This is a genomic window from Halomonas sp. Bachu 37, assembly GCF_039691755.1.
Lineage (GTDB): Bacteria > Pseudomonadota > Gammaproteobacteria > Pseudomonadales > Halomonadaceae > Vreelandella > Vreelandella kashgarensis.
In genome coordinates this window covers 691,653-709,800 of record NZ_CP137552.1, presented here as the reverse complement: position 1 = coordinate 709,800, position 18,148 = coordinate 691,653, and the positions used below count along the sequence as shown (strand labels likewise).

Genomic DNA, 18,148 nt, shown 5'->3' with positions numbered 1-18,148 from the left:
GATCAACGCCGCATGCGAGCGTCTTGCAGTTGCTCGCATAGCAAGGCGGTGCCTTCCGCCAGTCGTGGAGTGGGACGCTGAAGCAACGAAGGCGGCACCAGAAACAGATTATCACGCTGCACCGCGGTCAACTCGGGATAGACCCGCCACTGTTGCAGCCACTGGGTGTCATCCTCACCCCTGCCGCCGCTGACGATGGCGTCGGGATCAGCGGCCAGCACCGCCTCCAGGTCAACCGGAGGCGCCAACCGCTCCAGGCCCGCGAATATATTGATTCCGCCGCAACGTTCGATGGCATCGCTGATCCAGTGTTCGCCATTGACGGTCATCAAAGGCGAGTGCCACACCTGATAGAAGATCGTGATCGGGTCTTTTTCACCATAACGCTGCTGCAGCTGCGCCATGGCTTGGCGAAACCGCTGGGCCTCTTGCTTGGCCTGATCCCCGGTAGCGGCCAGCACTCCCAATCGCTCGATGGCGCCGGCGATTCCCTCGACGTCGTTGGGCTCGAGGTAGAACATCGGTATGCCCAGGGCCTGCAGGGTTTCCATCTGCGATGTCGGATTGCCGCTCGCCCAGCCCAGCACCAGATCTGGCCGCAGGGCGGCCAGGGCTTCAAGATCCAGACGCGAATGTGAGCCGACCCGGGGAAGCTCGGCCGCCTGGGGCGGATAATCGCTATGGCTTACCACACCCACCAGGGCCTTCCCCGCTCCCGCTGCGTAGGCGAGCTCGGTCGCCCCCGGCGATAACGCCACGATTCGCCGTGCCGGCGTCTCCAAGCATACGCGTCGCTGCTTATCGTCAACGGCGCAGCGCTCGGAATCGTCGGCTAGCGGCTGAGAGATACCGTCGGACTGGGCCGTGGCGGCTTGCCCTCCCAGCAGAAAGGCAAGCACCAGTAACAAAGCTCGATTCATGTGACTCCACACCCCCCGAGCGCTTTTATCGAGCACCTTTATTGAGCCCCGTAACGCAGCGTCAGGAACACGCTACGCCCGGCATTCTGGTAGTCGAAGGGAGACGATTCGAAAGTGACTGGATCGAAATCGGAGCCTCGAGCGGTGACGTAATCCTTATCCAGCACGTTATCCACCGTCACCCGCGCCGACCAGTACGGGGCGAAGGCCCAGCCCGCCCGCAGGTTGAGCAGGCCAAAGCCGCCAAGGTGTTCTTCGTTGACAGCATCGTTGTAGCGATCCCCCAGGGCGATGAGCGACGCGCCCACCGTCCAGTCGGCGATCTCGCGATCCACATCCAGGCGCAGGCTCTGCTTGGCCCGACGCACCAGGCGGTTACCGCTATCGCGATCTTCCGGGTCGGTATAGGTCAATGCCGCCTGCAGGGTCCAGTCATCCAGTTCGGCCCCTGCCGAGAGCTCGGCGCCGCGAATCCGCGCCCGATCGACGTTCTCGGGAAGATAGTTCTGATCCAGTCCGATCAGATCATCGAGGTCGGTCTGGTAGGCGGCCAGATCCCAGAAATAGTTGCCGTAGTTGCCCCGCACACCGAGCTCGAACGTACCCGATGTTTCCGCCTTCAAGTCGGGATTGCTGTAGCCGGGGTAGTAGAGATCATTGAAGGTGGGCGCGCGAAAGGCGGTGCCGTAACTGGCGCGCAGGGTGTGGTGGCTATCCAGTTCGTAACCCAGGGCCAGGCTCCCGGTGACCTCCTCGCCAAACGCCTCGTTATCGTCGTAGCGCAGGCTCGCCTGGGAAATCAGCGGCGAAAAGTCCAGCAGCGCCTGGGTGAAGACCGCCGCATTGTCGCGGTGACTCTCATCGAAACGGGTGGTGCCTGTCACCCTGTCTTCGCTGTACTCCGCTCCGGCGATGAAACGGTGAGCTCCCATGCTCAGGGTGTTTTCCCAGCGTGCGGTGTGCGTGCGAGTATCGAAAATGGCTCGCCCGGACAAGGCCTGGCTATCGCGTTCATCGCGGGCTTCCGACAGGCTGAGCCGCGTCGACCAGTTGGAGCCAAGCGGTGCTTCCGCGTAGACGCCCAGTACCTGCTGGGTGAAATCTTCATCCGCCGGTCCCGATTGGTGATATTCGGTATTGCCCCGGGCGCGCAAGCCGAGCAGCCCCAGCGTCAGGTCGTTATCAAAAGTATGCGATAGCTTGACCAGCCCGGTGGTGTTATCGAAGCCCTTGTCGCCCTCGCCTTCGCGAACTTCGATGCCACCGGTAGTGAAATGGCTGCCGGCAAAGCTGTAGCGGGTGCCGCCTTCGCTGCCCGAGAAAGTGGCACTGTAGCGCTGGGTGTCGAAGGAACCGCCACCGACGGAAACAGACGGATGGGGACCACCCTCATCGGCGGTCTGGGTAAATAGCTGCACCACGCCGCCGACCGCATCGGCGCCGTATAAGCTGCCCCGCGGACCACGCACGATTTCCACCCGCTCGAACAGTTCGGGATCAAGAAATTCCCAGGAAGCCGCACCGCTGGTGGCCGAGCGCAGGCGGATACCGTCGATCATCATGACATTGGCGGCACTGCCCGTGCCGCGCAGGAAGACACTGCTCTGCTTGCCGTAGCTGCCCTGGGTAGTGACATCCACCCCCGGCTGAGCGCGCAGCACATCCGTGATGGCGTCCGGATTCTGGCGACGCAAGGCGTCTTCGTCGATTACCGTTACCGAAGACAGGCTCTGTTCGGCGGTGACCGGAGCCAACGCGGCGGTGACCACCAGCGGATTCAGCGTCTCGTCGTTCGGCGTCTGTGCGTGAACAGCCGTTGCCAGCGCCGTCAGGCTGAATGCCGCCAGGCCGCAAGAGGCGAGAGAGAGGTTTTTCATGAGGAGGAGTCCCTTGCTTGGTGTGCGCACCCGCACCCTTTTTTCATTGGTGACCAAGTCGGGACAGACGTAAACGAGGAAGGCAGTCTTGCAGTCAAGATCAATCACTGCGGACGCGCACCACCCCGCAGCCGCCCACCGCAACTCGGTATTATCCTCCAGGCCGGTCTCCGGGCTGACGAATGAGCATTGCGCTCCGACTAGCCGCCTTCCCATGCAATGACACAGTGGCATGAAGGCTAGTCTCGATTCGATCACCGTTGCGGGGGCAGCGTCGGAATGGCTTCTGGAGCGCACCGACTTCCCGTTTCACTGGCATAGGCATAGCGCCAGCACCTGAAAGTGCCGGTAAACTATCAATCCCGCCTCGAACCGTCAACGCCGGTGGGTTCGTTACCACTCCAGGCCAGACGAGCGGCATTGCCCATCACGCTCAACGAGCTGGCCGCCATGGCGGCAACCGCGACGAGCGGGGGGATCGCCATCGTCACCGCCAGCCCTAGTGCCAGGGTATTGTATATGGCCGACAGCACCAGGTTCTGGCGCATGACCCGACGGGTCCGGCGAGCGATATCCAGCGCCTCGACCACGCCCGTTATTCCCGGGTTGAGCAGCTGGATCGCCGCGCTTTCCCGCGCAGCGCTGCTGGCGCCTTCCGGGGCCATGCCGACTCCAGCAGAAGCCAGGGCCAAGGCATCGTTGATGCCGTCGCCGACATACAGCACCGGGCCGGGAAGCGCCTGGAGCAGGCGCGCCTTGGCTTCGGGAGAGCGGCCGGGGAAGCACTCCCGGGATGAAAGGCCGACACTGCGCCCCAGCTCGTGCACCGGCCCGGCCCGGTCGCCGCTGATCAAGGCCAATACCATCCCCTGGTCACGCAGGGTCTGCAGCGCGGGGACCGCATCGACACAGGCCGACTCGCCTAGCGTAAATGTAGCCACCCAGCGTAGATCCCGGCATAGCAGTACTTCGCTGGCAGCGGCCTGGTTGGAAACGCCATGAACAGAAACGGGAAGCTCGGCTCCCAGGGACTCCAGCCACTCGCGGCGCCCCAGATGCAGCACAGTGCCGTCTTCAAACGCTACCCACCGCCCTTCCCCGGGCTGCTCTTTGCTCTCGAGTGGCGGGGCATCCTGAGATGACGAAGAAAAAGCCTGGTCATGAGCCCAGCGCCGTATCGCCCGGCTCAAAGGGTGTTCGCTATCCCGAGTGGCCCGATTCGTCAGGCAAGCCACCTCATCGATGGGAATACTGTCGGCGTGACGATACTCCCTTAGCTGGGGTTCGCCGGGGGTCAGGGTACCGGTCTTGTCGAAAGCTACAGCACGTGTCATCGCCAGGGTTTCAAACACCGCAGGGTCGCGAAACACCACGCCCCGGGCAAGCGCCCGGCTGCTACCCGCAAGGCTTGCCAGCGGCACGGCCAGCCCCACCGCGCAAGGGCACGCCACAACCAGCACGGAGAGCGCACGCACCAGCGCCTCATCCAGCGCCACTCCCGTCAACAAAGCCAGCACCAGGGTCACGCCTGCCAGCCCTAGCGCCAGAGGACTCAGCCATGCAGCGAAGCGGTCGGCAAGCCGCTGCAGCTCCCCCTTGCGCGCTTGATAGCGCCACATTTGCTCGCGCATGGCATCCAGGCGGCGCCCGCCCACGCCCGCCGAAACCTCGAGCTCGAACGCAGGCCCCACATTACGACACCCGGCGTGAACCTTGTCTCCCGGCAGCATCCGCCGGGGAGTGCTTTCTCCGGTCATGGGCGCGGTATCGATCCATACGGGGACGTGGCGAATAATGCCATCCACCGATAAATGGCCCTCGGCCTCGATTTTCACCACATCGCCCGGCTCGACTTGCGGCAATGCACAGGCCTGCCAGTGCCCCGCCTCAAGCCGCTCGAGCGGCCCATTGGGAATATTCAGGGCGTCCAGGGCTCGTAATCCCCGGTGGCGACACAGAGTATCGACCAGCCGCCCGACCAGTAGAAGCACGATCAACATCACTGCGGTATCGAAATAGACGTCGGCGATGCCTTGGCTCAGCAACCATAGAGAAACCGCAACGGCGCCGAGTACGCCCAGACTGATCAATACATCCATGCCCGGCCTGCCCGCTCGCAGCGTTCGCCAGCCCGCCCGATAGAACGGCAAGCCGGCATAGCCGACCACGGGAACGGAAAAGGCAGCGGAAACCCAGGCCAAGACCAGCTCAAGCGATGAGGTAGGCAAGGCGCCAACGTAGATCAACAATGACGCCAGCATCGTCCACATGCCGAAAACCGTCGCCACCAAGAGACGCAACGCCAGGTAGCGGCTCTCTCTTTCCAAGCGGCCGTGGGCGTCCAGGGTGGACTCCGGTGGCGTCAGTCGGTAGCCCAGCCGTGACACCACAGGTGCCAACGTTTCAAGAGAAAGCGTCGAGGCGGCGCCGCTGACCAACAGGCTGGCGCTGGGGTAATGTACGCTCGCCTCTCTTATGCCGGGCAGCCGCTGGAGACACGCCTCGACGGCCAGGGCACAACTGGAGCACCACATCCCCTCCAGGCTGAAGAGCGCTTCTGCGTGGCCGGCCTCGCCGGCGGAAGCACTCTTCTCAGCATGGGGCGCCTGGTCAGAACCAAAGGACGTCATGGGCGGGGTTTCAAAGCCATAGCTTCAAAGACACGGAGGAACGCCGATTACCGGCACGCCCACGAACAGCACCGCTACGGCAGAAGTAAGATAAAGGCCGGCAGAGACCAGGGCGCAGAAATGTGCCGCTCTTACGCTGGTATGCCGTGACGCGCCAAGGCAGCGCCAGGCCAGCAAGCCAAGCCCTGCCGCACTGGCCACGGTCAACAGCCCCAGCACGACGTTGAGCCAGGTGAAGGGGCCTTGGTCTGTAGCCGGGGGAGCCACACTACACACGACCGCATGTCCGCCGTACATGGTCACGAACCATGCACTCCACAAGGTGAGGCCCATGACCAGATGGAGCGGATGCGTCCAGATGCTCAGTTTCATGGCGAGCCCCCCAACAGCCGGGGAAGCAGCGCGATGGAGCCCACCAGCAGCCAGTAAGTGCCGACATTGTAGCGCCACAGCTGCGCCACCACCGCCGGTTCGAAAGGCGCGTGGGCGCCCACGAAGCCGTACCTCACTCGCATGCCCTGCATCAGAGCCAGAATGGCGCCCAGCCCCCCATGCACAAGCAGGTAGCCCAGACCTACCGCCAATACCGCGTCATGGGCGGTTCGGGTGACGTCCAGTTCGGCCGCCCACAGCGCCAGCCCTACCACCGCCACCTGGCCGAGACCCAGCGCACCGATGGCGAACATGCCCGGCCCCAGGCCGTTGTCGGCACGGCGGCGCAAGCGGCGCAGCATGACCTCCAGCCACCCCATTCCGGCCGTCACCAGCAGCCCACCGATGACCAGCAGGGTCAGCGAAAGCGGTGATTCATCGGGCATGCGCCATAGCGGTGAGACAGTCCATAGGTAGAACCAGCCGAATAAAAAGGACAGATAGAACGACGCGTTGGCCAAAAGCGTCACCGACATCGTCCATAAGCCGGGCCCATCCATGGTTCGCGAATGCAAAGGAGGATCGCCCAGTTCACGGTGCGCGTCCGGTGCGGCCTTGGGGTGAGCCCCGTTTTCCCATGACCAGCGCAACAAAAAGCCCGCCGCCACCAGCGTGGCGATACCCGCCAGCGGATACAAGCGCAGCAACAAGCTGATGCACACCACTGCCAGGGCCAGTGCGGCGAACAGCGGCCACCAGGAGTTGCCCGGCAGGTGAATCACTTCACGCACCTTTCCGGTCAACGGATCGGTTCCCCACAGCTCCCGGCGGCCATGATTCGCTACCGCCAGGCCATGGCGGCCTTGGGCGATCGTTCTGGGTAGATCGGGCCGGTCCCACAAGGGATCGCGACCTTCCACCTCGGGCAGGCTGACGAAATTGTAGGGACTCGGCGGCATGGTAAGCGCCCACTCGAGCGTACCGGCATTCCAGGGGTTCTGCTTGGCGGGCTTGCCGAAACGAAAGTGCAGCGCAATATCCAGCAACATCATGGCGATCCCCGCCGAGAGGATGAAGCCGCTTACCGAGGAGAGCAGGTTGAATATTTCCCATCCCTCCTCAGCGCCATAGGTGTAGACCCGCCTCGGCATGCCCAGTAAACCTGTCCAGTGCATGATCAAGAACGTGCCGTTGAAACCCAGGAAGGTCAGCCAGAAGCCCCATTTGCCCAATGTCTCCGACGGCATTCGACCGGAGAACAGCGGCAGCCAGTAATACAGCCCCCCGATCAGGGGAAAGAACATTCCTCCCACGAGAACGTAATGCATGTGGGCCACGACGAAATGGGTATCGTGAACTTGCCAGTCGAAGGGAACCAGCGCCAGCATCACCCCGGTAAGCCCTCCGCAGACGAAGATGACCAAAAACCCCACAATCCACAGCATGGGCAACTGCATGCGCGGTTTTCCCAGCCACAAGGTAGCCAGCCACAGAAATATCTGGATACCCGTGGGTACCGCAACCAGCATGCTGGCGGCGGAAAAGAAGGTCAGGGCCAGCTGCGGGATGCCCACCGTGAACATGTGATGGACCCATAACCCGAAGCTGATGAAACCGGTGGTGATGACGGCGAAGACCGCCCAGCCGTAGCCCACGATGGGGCGCCCGGCGAAAACCGGGATCAAGGTCGACACGATCCCCGCCGCAGGCAGAAAGATGATGTAGACCTCGGGATGGCCGAAGAGCCAGAAAAGGTGCTGCCAAAGTATCGGGTCGCCACCGCCGGCCACATCGAAGAACGGCATGCCCGCCGCGCGCTCCAGCTCCAGCAGTATGCTGCCGAGGATCAACGGCGGAAAACCCACCACGATCATCAGCGCCATCGCCAGAATGTACCAGGCGAAAAGCGGCATCTTGTGCAGAGCCATGCCCTGGGTACGGGTCCGCAAGATTGAGACCGTAAGTTCCACCCCGGCGGACAATGCCGATATTTCCACGAAGGTGATACCCAGCAGCCAGAAATCCGACCCGAGCCCGGGGGAGTACTCCTTGCTGCTCAGCGGGGTATACATGAACCAACCGCTATCCGGTGCCGTTTCCAATACCAGACTCGAGAGCAGGATCAGGCCGCCGAAGAGATAACACCAGTAGCCCAGCGAGGTCAGCCGCGGACATACCAGATCCCGCGCGCCGATCATCTTGGGAATCATGTAGATCGCCAACCCCTCCAGCATCGGAATGGCGAAGAGAAACATCATCACCGTGCCGTGCATGGTGGTGACCTGGTTATAGATATCCGGCGACATGAAATTCTGCCCCGGGAACGCCAGCTGGGCACGAATCAGCATGGCCAGCAGCCCGCCCACCAGGAAGAATGCCATGCCGGTGAGCATGAAACGCAGCCCCAGAGTGGTGTGGTTGACGATGGTGAGAGCCTTTATCCCGCTGGGATTGCCCCAGACGTCATAAAGCTCATCGTGCAGGCGCTGCGTTTCTGCCGTGTAGGATTTCGGTTTGGATTGAGTCATGGGTTCAATGTCTCCAGCCAGGCGCCTATTGCATCCAGGGTCTCCGCTTCCATGTCATCGTGGCTCGGCATGCGGTTGCCCGGCTTGAGTTGCTGGTGGTTTTTCAGCCAGCGTGCGATGGCGCCCTCCTCCATTGCCAATGTGCCAGCGCCCAGGGCGGGGCGGGTGCCAACATCGGACAGATCGGGGCCGTCTTCGCCATCGGAGAGGCCCGCCACCCGGTGACACCGTGCACAGTTGTCCATGAAAGCCTCGCGTGCCGGCGCCTGAGCCTCGGACCGCACGGCCAGAGACTGTAATGATTCACGCTGACGTTGCGCCAGCCAGGCTTCGTAGTCGTCGCGCTCCATCGCCTCCACATACAACTGCATATGGGCGTGTTGCGTACCGCAGAATTCCCCGCACTGGCCGCCAAAGACACCGGCGGCATCGGCTTCCAGACGTATCCGGTTGGTGTGGCCTGGCACCATGTCGATCTTGCCACCAAGCCGTGGCACCCAGAACGAATGGATGACGTCCGCCCCGGTGACATGAAAGTCCACCGGCTCGCCCACCGGCATCACCAATTGGTTGGCGGTCACCACCTCGCCGCCTTCCGCGCCCGGGTAACGCACCTCCCACCACCATTGATGGCCGATAACCTCGATGACATCGGGCGGGTCATTCAAGGGAATCGGCAGCATGCGTTGCCCGGCGGGAATACCGAAAGCCAGCAGCGCCACGATGGAAACGCCGGGCAACAGCAGCCCACCGCCGACGATCCAGCGCCGGGCGATTCGCCGCTCCTGCTCCTGGGTGCGCTCAGGCCTTTCTCCTCGGCGAAAGGCATAAAGCCACAACACCACGACGACGACGAATACCAGGGTAAAGAACCCCAGCATCGCCCACCACACCAGGGCCACATCGGCGGCGGCCTGCCCAGCGGGCGCTAAAATGGACTTGTCACCGGCGCATCCACTCAGCAACACTATGATTGAACCAAGACCCAAGGGAACAATCCCACGCCGGAACCAATGCTCAAGGATGTGAACATGGCGGAAATCAAAGAACATACGATCAAGAGCCGGGCCGCTATCATCGGCCACCCCTTGCACCCGCTGATGATCCACTTTCCCGTCGCCGCGCTGATGGCCCTGGTGGCAAGCGACTTGGGCTACATTCTCAGCGGCGATCCTTTTTGGGCTCGTGTCAGTCTCTGGCTCGCCGGAGTAGGCGCCTTCGGTGGCTGGATCGCCAGCATTGCAGGCATCATCGATCTGGTGACGGTCAAGGGAATTCGGCGGCTGGTGAATGGCTGGAGTCATGCCATCATCGCGGTGATGATGCTGTCGCTGGCCTCGCTCAACTGGCTGATGCGTTTCAGTGATACGGATCTCATCCTGCCGTGGGGGTTCGCGGTCTCGCTGGTGACCAGCGTCATGATTGCCCTGGCAGGCTGGCTCGGAGGGCGCCTGGTGTACGAACATGCGGTTGGCGTGGAACTGGAGAAATGAACGACACCCACTGATGCCGCCGCTTATGCAAGCAGGCATGCGGAGCAGGTACGTTTGAAAAAAAGTCGTCAGAAAAAGCTTGGGCATAGCGGCTCAACTCCACTCCATGGGTTTTGCCAGGACCAGAAAAAGCACCGACACGATACAGCCCGAGGCCAGCAATCCACTGGCTATGCAGCCCCGCTTGACCCCTTTGAACAGACCCGCCTCAAGGCGCAGGATCCACCAGCCAAGCCCGCCATGCGCTGCCACCATCCCCATGACGGCCATCAGCTTCAATACCAGCCAGCCACCCAGCACGCCGTACCATAAAAACAGCAAGGTGCCGGAAAAGATGGCCAGCAGCGCAGCGGGCGTGGCAATGGAGTTGTAGAAAAAACGCGGCATCTGCGGCGAGCCCTGGGCAAAGCCCGCATCGACTCGTGCGCGCATCGACTGGGTGACCAGGGCGGGCAGGTAAATCAATGAACCGCACCATATCACCAGCGCAATGATATGCAGTAGTTTAAGCCAGGGCATCGCAGCATCCTTGCGTTGACATCAGCATGATCGGTTACTCGCAACGTTGAGTAACCTTACCTTAGCACTTCGTTATCGCAAGGCCACTATCCTCCAGGCCCGCGAAATTATCTTACACGCACTTCATAGCCGGTAAACTTACGCAGGTTTATCACGCCGCTATCCAGCATCAGGTACTGACCTTTTATTCCCATCAGGGTGCCGCTGACCTTAGGCTGCTTGTCGAAGTTGTGCGACACCACCTTGGTGGGAAACGTCTGGACGGGATAGTGAAAACGGAGTACCGGATTCACGATTTCCTTCACCGCCTCGCTGCCGAAGCGTTCACGCAACTGGGCAAGCCCTGGTGCCAGCAGGGCGAGCAAATGCCTGCGCTCGGCCTCCAGGTCGATCTCCGCGACCGCCCCCTTGAGCATGGCTCGCCAATTGGTGCGATCGGCAACCTGCTCCTTGAACAGCATCTCGACCAGGCCCGACTGCAACCGCGTATCGACTTCGAGGATCGGCAGCGCCTGGATGGCACCCTGATCCAGCCAGCGCGTCGGCATCTGCGTCTTGCGGGTGATTCCGACCTTGAGCCCCGATGAGTTGGCAAGATAGACCACATGAGGCTGAAAGCAGAACCGCTCCCCCCACTGCGGCTCCCGGCAAGTTCCCTGGTGGTAGTGGCAGGTTTCCGGCTTGACGATGCAGGTATCGCACTGCGCCAGTCGCTTGAAACACGGATAACAGTGCCCCTGGCCGAAACTCTTGCGCGTGGCGCGACCACAGTTCGTGCAGGCAATCGCCCCGCTCCACTCCAGCGACAAGGGCGTACCGACGCGTTCGTTGAGCGGCAGACGATGGTCCCCCGCGCGCAGGGTATAGGCCACCTCGCCGCCGGGCTTCACCTCAGCCGCCATTTTCACCAGGCACCCTTCTATCGCTTCACTCACTCCGCGGCGTTCCTGGCCAGGCCAGCCATTTCCGGTGTGACATTCGTGCCAGCCGCATCAGCACCGCAGGTACGCCGCTCCAGGTAACCTACCCGCTGGTCCAGCGGCACATTGTTTTCCACTTCGAAACGCATAACGGCCTCCAGGCAAAGCTCGGTCTGTTCCGGCGTCAAGCGCCGACCATCGGGCCATTTGCGCAGAGCCACCGCTTGTTTGAGGCTGGCGTAGATTTCCGGTGTCATCTGGCTGATCATTTTGTCGAACGTCATGTCACTCATCGCAGACTCCTGTACGCGACCGGTACTCAGAACGGTACTCGTAATGGGTACTCAAGAAGAAGAATATCGCATGGAATGATACCAGCCCGTGGCCAGGCCCACGACCAGGCCACCGAGATGGGCTTCGTTTGCCACGTTGCCGAACCCCACCACGGCGGCAAAGTCGGTCATGGTGAAAACCATCCACCCGAGCATGAATACCACCAGCATCTGGGGCACGAAAAAGCCGCTGCGGGGCACTCGCCACGCCATCAACCACACATGGCCCAAGAGCGCATACACCACACCGGACATCCCCCCAAAAAGGACCGTTCCCGTGGCGTACTGGGCCAGGTTCGCGCCGATGCCAGCTACCAGTAGTAGCAGCAACATGATTCGGCTTCCCTGCATGACTTCCACCTGACGGCCGAAATACCACACCCACATCAAGTTGAAGATCAGGTGCATCCAGCCGAAATGGAGAAACGCGGGTGACAAAAGCCGCCATACCTGTCCCGAGGTCATGCTTTCCATCAGCGTACCGAATGCCAACCGACCGCCTTCCACGCCCACCGGCACAATCGTCAAGGCGACGATCAATTGGTCGCCAAACACGCCTGCCAAGGCAAAGATGACGAGGCTAATCAGAATCATCGCCGCCGTTACCGGAACACGGCGCAGCGCAGGCAGGGCCACGGAAGCAGTGCGAGGCGCGGATTGGCCCGCAAGCACAAGGGGTTCGCCGCGCTCCCAGCGCTGCACCAGCGCCTGCATGGACTGCTGCCTTGCTGGATCGGCAATCCAGAGAAGCTGCCCATCGGTTTCCTGGGTGATTCGATGCCCGATTCGGTATTTCCACAGGGCCTGGCGCAACTCGCTCGTATCTGCACCGTGGGGCAATAGCATCACTGGATGCATAGGATCTCCAGTCGGGGTATACAAGAATTCAAGCGCAAGTTTCGCACAAAAAAAATCCGGCGGAGGGGGCCGCCGGATAAATTAAAGCAAGGGATCATTCAAGGGAACACTTACTCTGATAGCCGGTATGTCGGGAAGTTCAGCCCCGCTTAAAAAAAATAATGTAATATTTTGTACACTGCCATGAAGTCGATATCGATCGTGCACCGGGTTCGCTATTCAAAATCGATTTCCCATGGCCGCGGCATGGCGCGCTCCTCCTGCGGCACTCGCAGCCATACGAAATTGTCGGCATTCAAGCGTGTCTCACCGCTCCAACGATAGGCAACCAGGCGACCATACTTGACGGCGCTGTAGTCCAGACAGGCGATGTTACCGGTGGGCAATGCGGGAATACCCTCACACCAGTAATGGCCAATGAACAGCGGCGGCTCGTCAGGCCCATAGTAGCTCAAGCGCGACTTCTCCTCGGCACTCAAGGGGTGGCTTTCAAGCTCTCCAGGCAAGTTATCGGGCTGAAAGACCACATCACCCCACGTTTTAGGCGCTTCAGCCCAGAAATGCGTACGAAAGCTACGCCGGGTGAACCCATCGCCGGAGTGGATTTCGATCCCCGGCGGCAAGGGAATGTTCGTACCACGGGTCAAACGATCCATGATTTCAAACGCTTCACTTCCCGCCGTTTCCGATTCGATCAGAAATTCGCTATCCATGCATGCATCGGGACGGCGGGCGAGAAATCGACGAATCAGCGCCTCGTCCCAGCAGGCGTGAACGACACGCAATCCATCCAGCTCCAGACATAGCGGAATGCGCATGAACCACGCAAGGACATCCTCCCACTCCGCCGGGTGGTCACGATACTGCTCGAGGGTCTCGTTAATGACACGATTATGCCGGGGACTATGCTCGCGTAACCAGCGCTGGCCGGCACTGCCGGGAGCCGGATGGGAATAGGCCAGCGCATTGTATTCGTGGTTGCCCATGACGATATACGCTTCGCCCTCTTCCACCATGCGTCGGGCGATGGTCACTGCCAGGCGAATCCGCGGCCCACGATCGACCAGATCCCCCAGAAAGATCACCTTGCGCCGGGGATGCCGATAGACACCTCCACGCTGGTGATAACCCAGCTTTTCCAGCAGAGCTGCCAAGGTGGCACCACAGCCGTGAACATCGCCTATCAGGTCGTAGCCTTGCAGCGTCTTCCCGCTTGTTCGACCGTGCATTTTCAATCCCCCAGGCGGCTGCTCCAGCCCAGCTTGCTACGCAGGACCTCGTAGAAGTTATGGCCCACTGGGTGCACCAACTGGACACGCTGCGGCTTGCGCCGTATCACCAGCACGTCGTCCGGCTTGGCCACCACGCGGGTCTGGCCGTCGCAGCTGACATGGGGATAGGTCTGGTTGGTTTCGCCGATGTGGACCCGAATCTCGCTTGCCGCATCGATCACGATGGGCCGACTGGAAAGCGTATGCGGGAACATCGGCACCAGGGTAATCACGTCAAGCTTGGGGTCCATGATCGGACCACCGCCAGAGAGCGCGTAGGCCGTGGAACCAGTGGGAGTGGCAATGATCAAGCCATCGCTGCGCTGGCTGTAGACGAACTGGCCATCGATGAAGAGTTCGAACTCGATCATGCGTACCGCCTTGCCAGGATGTACCACAACCTCGTTCAAGGCATCGCCGTTTCCTACCGAGACGCCATTGCGATAGAGTTCGGCGTCCAGCAGAAAACGCTCCTCCAGCTCGTACTCCCCCGCCAACACTTCACCGACACGGGTTTCCAGCTCGTCCGGGGAAATATCGGTAAGAAACCCCAGCCGCCCGCGATTGACACCGAGAATCAAGGTTCCGCTGTGACACAGCGCCCGGGCGGCGCCGAGAAGACTGCCGTCTCCTCCCACCACGATCACCAGGTCGCAGCGCTGGCCGAGCATACGGCGGCTGGCTTCAACCTGCCCGTGGCCCGGCAGTACCGTTGCCGTGCGGTCCTCTATGATCACCTCGTAGCCGTCTCGCACCAGGTAACGAACAAGCCGCTCGAGGGAATCGACGACCTTGTCACTACCCAGCCGCCCGATCAGGCCGATAGTCGCGAAAGGCCGTTGTGCCGGCCGGGACGAGCTGGCGGCCGGCGGAGAATGCGCAACGCTTCTTGACATACCTCGAATCTCTGGCGAATCAACGGCCATTATGCGGACACCCGGCCCAGCGAGCAAACCGGGCTATGCCGGTACCATCCGCCGCTTCACCCACCAGTGGTTGAGCCATAGCGAACCCGCCATGATCAATGCGCCCAGCAGCAGGCGGCTCAGATCCGCCTCGCGATTCCATATCACCAGATTGACCAATAGCCCTGCGGGAATCAGGGCGTTATTCATGATCGCCAATGTGCCCGCATCCACCTGGGTGGCTCCTTGATTCCAGATGAAGTAGCCGCCTCCTGACGCCGCCAGCCCCAGCCACGCCAGCACCCCCCACTGCACCGGTGTCGATGGCAACGCAGCAGTATTGCCCAGCAGCAAAAACGCCGGCAGAGCCACCAGCAGAGCGCCGATGAAGAACCAGCCGAAGACATTGTGCCAAGGTAGGTTTTCCGGCAACTCGGCCGCCAGGCGCCGATACCCCACCTGGCCCAGGGCGAAACACAGGTTCGCGCCTTGCACCACCACAAAGCCCAGCCAGAATTCGTTATTCACGCTGTCGTACCGAATCACTCCGGCTCCTATCACCGCCAGCAAGGCGGTCAGCAGGTAGATCGGCGTAAAACGCTTGAACAGCAGATCATCGAGCAGCGCGATATATACCGGCGTGAAGATGGTGAACAGCAACACTTCCGGCACGCTCAGCAAAAGGAAGGATTGATAGAAGAAGATGTACATCAACCCAAGCTGCACGGCCCCTAGCGCCATCAGCGCCAGTCGCTGTCGACTGGCAAGCAAGCCAGGACGCAGCAGCGGCAAGAACACCAGGGCAGCCAAGGCCACGCGTAGCAATACCGCAAAGTAGCTGTCCACCTGACCGGCGAGATATACCCCGATCAATGAAAAGGAGAATGCCCAGAGCAACGTAACGCCAACAAGCCGACCCATCAGTAAACCTCTATCAGTTAATTGGTTTACTGATGAGTATACCGCCTAAGCCACTCTTGCCAAGCCTTTCCTCATTCTTGCTTCTTATGCTCAAGCGCCTCACGGTGAGCTTCCTTGTCGATCTTCTGATCGAGCGATTCAGCGCCTTCGGCCAGGTCGTCATGGTGACGTTCCCAATCTTCCCAGTCGTGGGGCGTACCCGATTTCGGCCGGTGGTTGCCTGCTCCCCGCGCCCGCTCCCACGCCTTTTCCTCCAGGGTATTGGGACGATCGGGATCGCTCTCCTGCGTGACTCCCTTGCGGTTGAGATATTCGCGTGCATCCATCTGAACCTACCTCCTACTAACTGAATAGTGCCGTCGCCGAGTTGAACTGCGCCGTCGCCAGAGCGTTGAAAACCCTCTCTGCCTCGATGCGTGCTTAGCCCATGAATAACCTACAGTGAAGAGTATCGCTGGGCTTTTTCAAGGAGCGCGATCATGATCCCGAAGACCCCCGAAACCGTGCAAGACATCATGTCCCGTGACTGCTATCGGGTCTTGCCCGAGACTTCCATCACCACGCTGGCCCAGGGCCTGGCATTGCACCGGCTGCCAGGCGTACCCGTGGTCGATACTCATGACCGCTTGATCGGTTTCATCTCCGAACAGGACGTCCTGAGCAAGGTATTAGGAAGTGTATATCACGATGACGAAGCCCCGTTGGTGAAAGAGCTGATGCGTCACGAAGTGGTCTCGGTAGGCCCCAACAAGAGCATTACCGACCTCGCCCAGGAGATGAACGGGCTCAGACCCAAGGTCTATCCGGTAGTGACCCAGGGCCGGCTGCTGGGTATCGTCACAAGGCGTGATGTACTGAACGCGCTGCTGCTGATCCGACGCCACTAGCTTTCCTTCGATACGCTCTCACGACCGCAAGTCCGATGATATAGAACTGTAAGAGCGCGCAAATGAGCTGGCGCCTTACAAGCCGGGGATGAAGACAAAAAAAACCGCCACTCACAAGAGCAGCGGAAACAAGGGATCGAAAACAAAAGCCAGAGCAACAACCCTAGCGACTGCTATCGCTGTGTTGCCTGTATCACTTCAGACACTTGAAGCAGAAAAAGTTCGCGAAAAATGCGAAAACTTCGTCTCGAACCCAACCAGGCGTATACTTGTCGTCAGTGGAATGAGATGCATCCAAGCTGCAATCCAAGTAACACGGAGCGAATGAATGGCGCTGTTTTTTCTGGTCTTCGGGGTGTGTTTACTGGTAGTAGGCGGCATGGTGATCATCTTGATGAGCACCAGCACACCGCGCTACCGCACCGAGCCCAAGGATCTGCTGGTGCTGTTCGACAAGGCGCTTTCCAGCGAGGTGAGCGAAACGGAGTGGAATACCATCATCGATTATCCCATCCGCCACGATGAATACCTCAATGGCATCCGCCGTCGGGCCGCCCACTTGATGGAAACCCATGGCCGCCATTGGCAGATCGCCCAGGGCAAGCCCCTGCTCAATGCGGACGGACAGGCCGAACTGCAAGCACTACGCGATCACCTGGCGGCACATACCGCCTTGCGCTCACGCTAGATCCACTTGCGCGCGGTTTTTCAGGAGCTGCCCCATGCCCAGCATCATTCGTCAGATTCCCCTTGCGCGTGCCACCCAGCATCATGCGCATGATTTCCATCAGGTAGTCATTACCCTGAGTGGAACCGCGGAGTTTGAAATCGAGGGCCTGGGCGGACACGTGGATGCCTTTTCGGGCTGTATCGTTCCCGCCAACCACGAGCACTACTATTCGGGCAGCGGTCACAATCGCCAACTGATTCTCGACCTTCCCGAAGACGCCCCCGCCCTTACTGGGGAGCACCGCGAGCTGGTGGCCCTGTTCGACGCCCCGCGTTTCTTCACGCTGGATAACGCGCTACGCCACTACCTGGCGTTCGTCGAGATGGAGCTCGATCAGCAACAAGGCGGTTTCCAGGGAGCCGGCATGCTGCAGCAGGATCGTCTGGCCGCCACGCTTCTCGGCTCACTCAAGGCGCGCCTGGGGGACACGCCAGGCAGCCGCAACCGCCTGGATATGCCGCTCTTGAATCGCTACATTCACCAGCACCTGGCCGAGGAGCTTCGTGTCGCCGACCTGGCCCGTCTGGCCTGCTTGAGTGAAGCGCATTTCACCAGTTGCTTCCGCGCCCAGACCGGGCTGTCGCCCTGGCAATACGTCAAGCGCAAGCGCCTGGATGCCGCTCGACAACTACTGCTGAATAGCCGCACGCCATTGGCCGACATCGCCTTGCAGACGGGATTTGCCAATCAAAGCTCGCTTTCCCATGCCTTTCGGCGCAGCTATGGCCTGTCACCTCGTCAATTACGCCGGGAAGCACAGGCTCATCCGCTAGGCGAAGCGGTAATTTCGCCACAATTCACGAACCGTCTGGCACGCCTGTAGGCTCTACTAAAGTCGTAAACTTACGACGCTTGCCACGAATTCGACATGTTTTGACGCGGAACCGACATGCAGTCAACGGCTCCGCCCTCTACATTCAACCGTTAACTTGGGCATAGCGCCCGGTAACACCTTTCCGTTATTGCTTAGACTCTCGGGGGCTTC

At 60.7% G+C, this 18,148-nt stretch carries 17 protein-coding genes, 1 pseudogene and 1 riboswitch; of the genes and pseudogenes, 4 read left to right on the top strand and 14 right to left on the bottom strand.

Annotation, left to right across the window (positions count from 1 at the left end; genetic code table 11):
* Positions 1–2: 2 nt before the first annotated feature.
* The 6 genes from R5M92_RS03185 to coxB form a co-directional block, all read right to left on the bottom strand.
* On the bottom strand, positions 3–920 hold the full coding sequence (locus R5M92_RS03185; RefSeq protein ID WP_346797799.1) for a cobalamin-binding protein: 918 nt from the start codon (positions 918–920) through the stop codon (positions 3–5).
* 38 nt (positions 921–958) lie between these two features.
* Positions 959–2,797, bottom strand: a complete 1,839-nt coding sequence (locus R5M92_RS03180) for a TonB-dependent receptor domain-containing protein (protein WP_346797797.1) — start codon at positions 2,795–2,797, stop codon at positions 959–961.
* Positions 2,798–2,940: 143 nt separating this feature from the next.
* Positions 2,941–3,152: riboswitch (cobalamin riboswitch) on the bottom strand.
* A gap of 1 nt (position 3,153) precedes the next feature.
* Positions 3,154–5,427, bottom strand: coding sequence for a cation-translocating P-type ATPase (locus tag R5M92_RS03175; protein WP_346797795.1), 2,274 nt, complete (start codon positions 5,425–5,427; stop codon positions 3,154–3,156).
* A gap of 24 nt (positions 5,428–5,451) precedes the next feature.
* Positions 5,452–5,799, bottom strand: coding sequence for a hypothetical protein (locus R5M92_RS03170; protein WP_346797793.1), 348 nt, complete (start codon positions 5,797–5,799; stop codon positions 5,452–5,454).
* The gene (gene ctaD, locus R5M92_RS03165) at positions 5,796–8,327 is read right to left on the bottom strand and encodes a cytochrome c oxidase subunit I (RefSeq protein ID WP_346797791.1); all 2,532 of its coding nucleotides are present in this window, start codon (positions 8,325–8,327) and stop codon (positions 5,796–5,798) included. The genes R5M92_RS03170 and ctaD overlap by 4 nt, the downstream gene beginning before the upstream one ends.
* Entirely contained in the window at positions 8,324–9,316 is a 993-nt protein-coding gene (coxB, locus tag R5M92_RS03160) for a cytochrome c oxidase subunit II (RefSeq protein ID WP_346797789.1), read from the bottom strand. Before coxB ends, ctaD begins: the two co-directional genes overlap by 4 nt.
* A 42-nt stretch (positions 9,317–9,358) precedes the next feature.
* On the opposite strand from coxB, the gene R5M92_RS03155 reads away from it, so the two are divergent.
* On the top strand, positions 9,359–9,820 hold the full coding sequence (locus R5M92_RS03155) for a DUF2231 domain-containing protein (RefSeq protein ID WP_346797786.1): 462 nt from the start codon (positions 9,359–9,361) through the stop codon (positions 9,818–9,820).
* 93 nt (positions 9,821–9,913) lie between these two features.
* Here R5M92_RS03155 and R5M92_RS03150 read toward each other — a convergent pair whose 3' ends face one another.
* From R5M92_RS03150 to R5M92_RS03115, 8 genes and pseudogenes are all read right to left on the bottom strand, one after another.
* Positions 9,914–10,339, bottom strand: coding sequence for a CopD family protein (locus R5M92_RS03150; RefSeq protein WP_346797784.1), 426 nt, complete (start codon positions 10,337–10,339; stop codon positions 9,914–9,916).
* A gap of 107 nt (positions 10,340–10,446) precedes the next feature.
* Positions 10,447–11,241 (bottom strand): DUF2797 domain-containing protein, encoded by a 795-nt coding sequence (locus R5M92_RS03145; protein ID WP_346799223.1) that lies wholly within the window; start codon positions 11,239–11,241, stop codon positions 10,447–10,449.
* A gap of 29 nt (positions 11,242–11,270) precedes the next feature.
* Positions 11,271–11,552: a YeaC family protein gene (locus tag R5M92_RS03140; protein WP_346797782.1), complete on the bottom strand. Its 282-nt coding sequence runs from the start codon at positions 11,550–11,552 to the stop codon at positions 11,271–11,273.
* Positions 11,553–11,603: 51 nt separating this feature from the next.
* A complete protein-coding gene (locus R5M92_RS03135; RefSeq protein ID WP_346797780.1) occupies positions 11,604–12,449 on the bottom strand; it encodes a rhomboid family intramembrane serine protease in 846 nt (281 codons plus the stop codon).
* Positions 12,450–12,664: 215 nt separating this feature from the next.
* Complete coding sequence (locus R5M92_RS03130) at positions 12,665–13,678, bottom strand: metallophosphoesterase (RefSeq protein WP_346797778.1); 1,014 nt, start codon at positions 13,676–13,678, stop codon at positions 12,665–12,667.
* 2 nt (positions 13,679–13,680) lie between these two features.
* The gene (locus R5M92_RS03125; RefSeq protein WP_346797776.1) at positions 13,681–14,616 is read right to left on the bottom strand and encodes an NAD(+) kinase; all 936 of its coding nucleotides are present in this window, start codon (positions 14,614–14,616) and stop codon (positions 13,681–13,683) included.
* Positions 14,617–14,679: 63 nt separating this feature from the next.
* The gene (locus R5M92_RS03120) at positions 14,680–15,546 is read right to left on the bottom strand and encodes a carboxylate/amino acid/amine transporter (protein WP_346797774.1); all 867 of its coding nucleotides are present in this window, start codon (positions 15,544–15,546) and stop codon (positions 14,680–14,682) included.
* 83 nt (positions 15,547–15,629) lie between these two features.
* Positions 15,630–15,872, bottom strand: a pseudogene (locus R5M92_RS03115) (YqaE/Pmp3 family membrane protein); the annotation flags it as partial.
* A gap of 153 nt (positions 15,873–16,025) precedes the next feature.
* Here R5M92_RS03115 and R5M92_RS03110 point away from each other — a divergent pair.
* From R5M92_RS03110 to R5M92_RS03100, 3 genes are all read left to right on the top strand, one after another.
* Positions 16,026–16,433 (top strand): CBS domain-containing protein, encoded by a 408-nt coding sequence (locus R5M92_RS03110; protein WP_346797772.1) that lies wholly within the window; start codon positions 16,026–16,028, stop codon positions 16,431–16,433.
* 328 nt (positions 16,434–16,761) lie between these two features.
* Positions 16,762–17,121 carry a hypothetical protein gene (locus R5M92_RS03105; protein ID WP_346797770.1) on the top strand — a complete coding sequence of 120 codons (360 nt, stop codon included), beginning with the start codon at positions 16,762–16,764 and terminating at the stop codon, positions 17,119–17,121.
* A gap of 34 nt (positions 17,122–17,155) precedes the next feature.
* On the top strand, positions 17,156–17,986 hold the full coding sequence (locus R5M92_RS03100; protein ID WP_346797768.1) for an AraC family transcriptional regulator: 831 nt from the start codon (positions 17,156–17,158) through the stop codon (positions 17,984–17,986).
* The last annotated feature ends 162 nt before the right edge of the window (positions 17,987–18,148 follow it).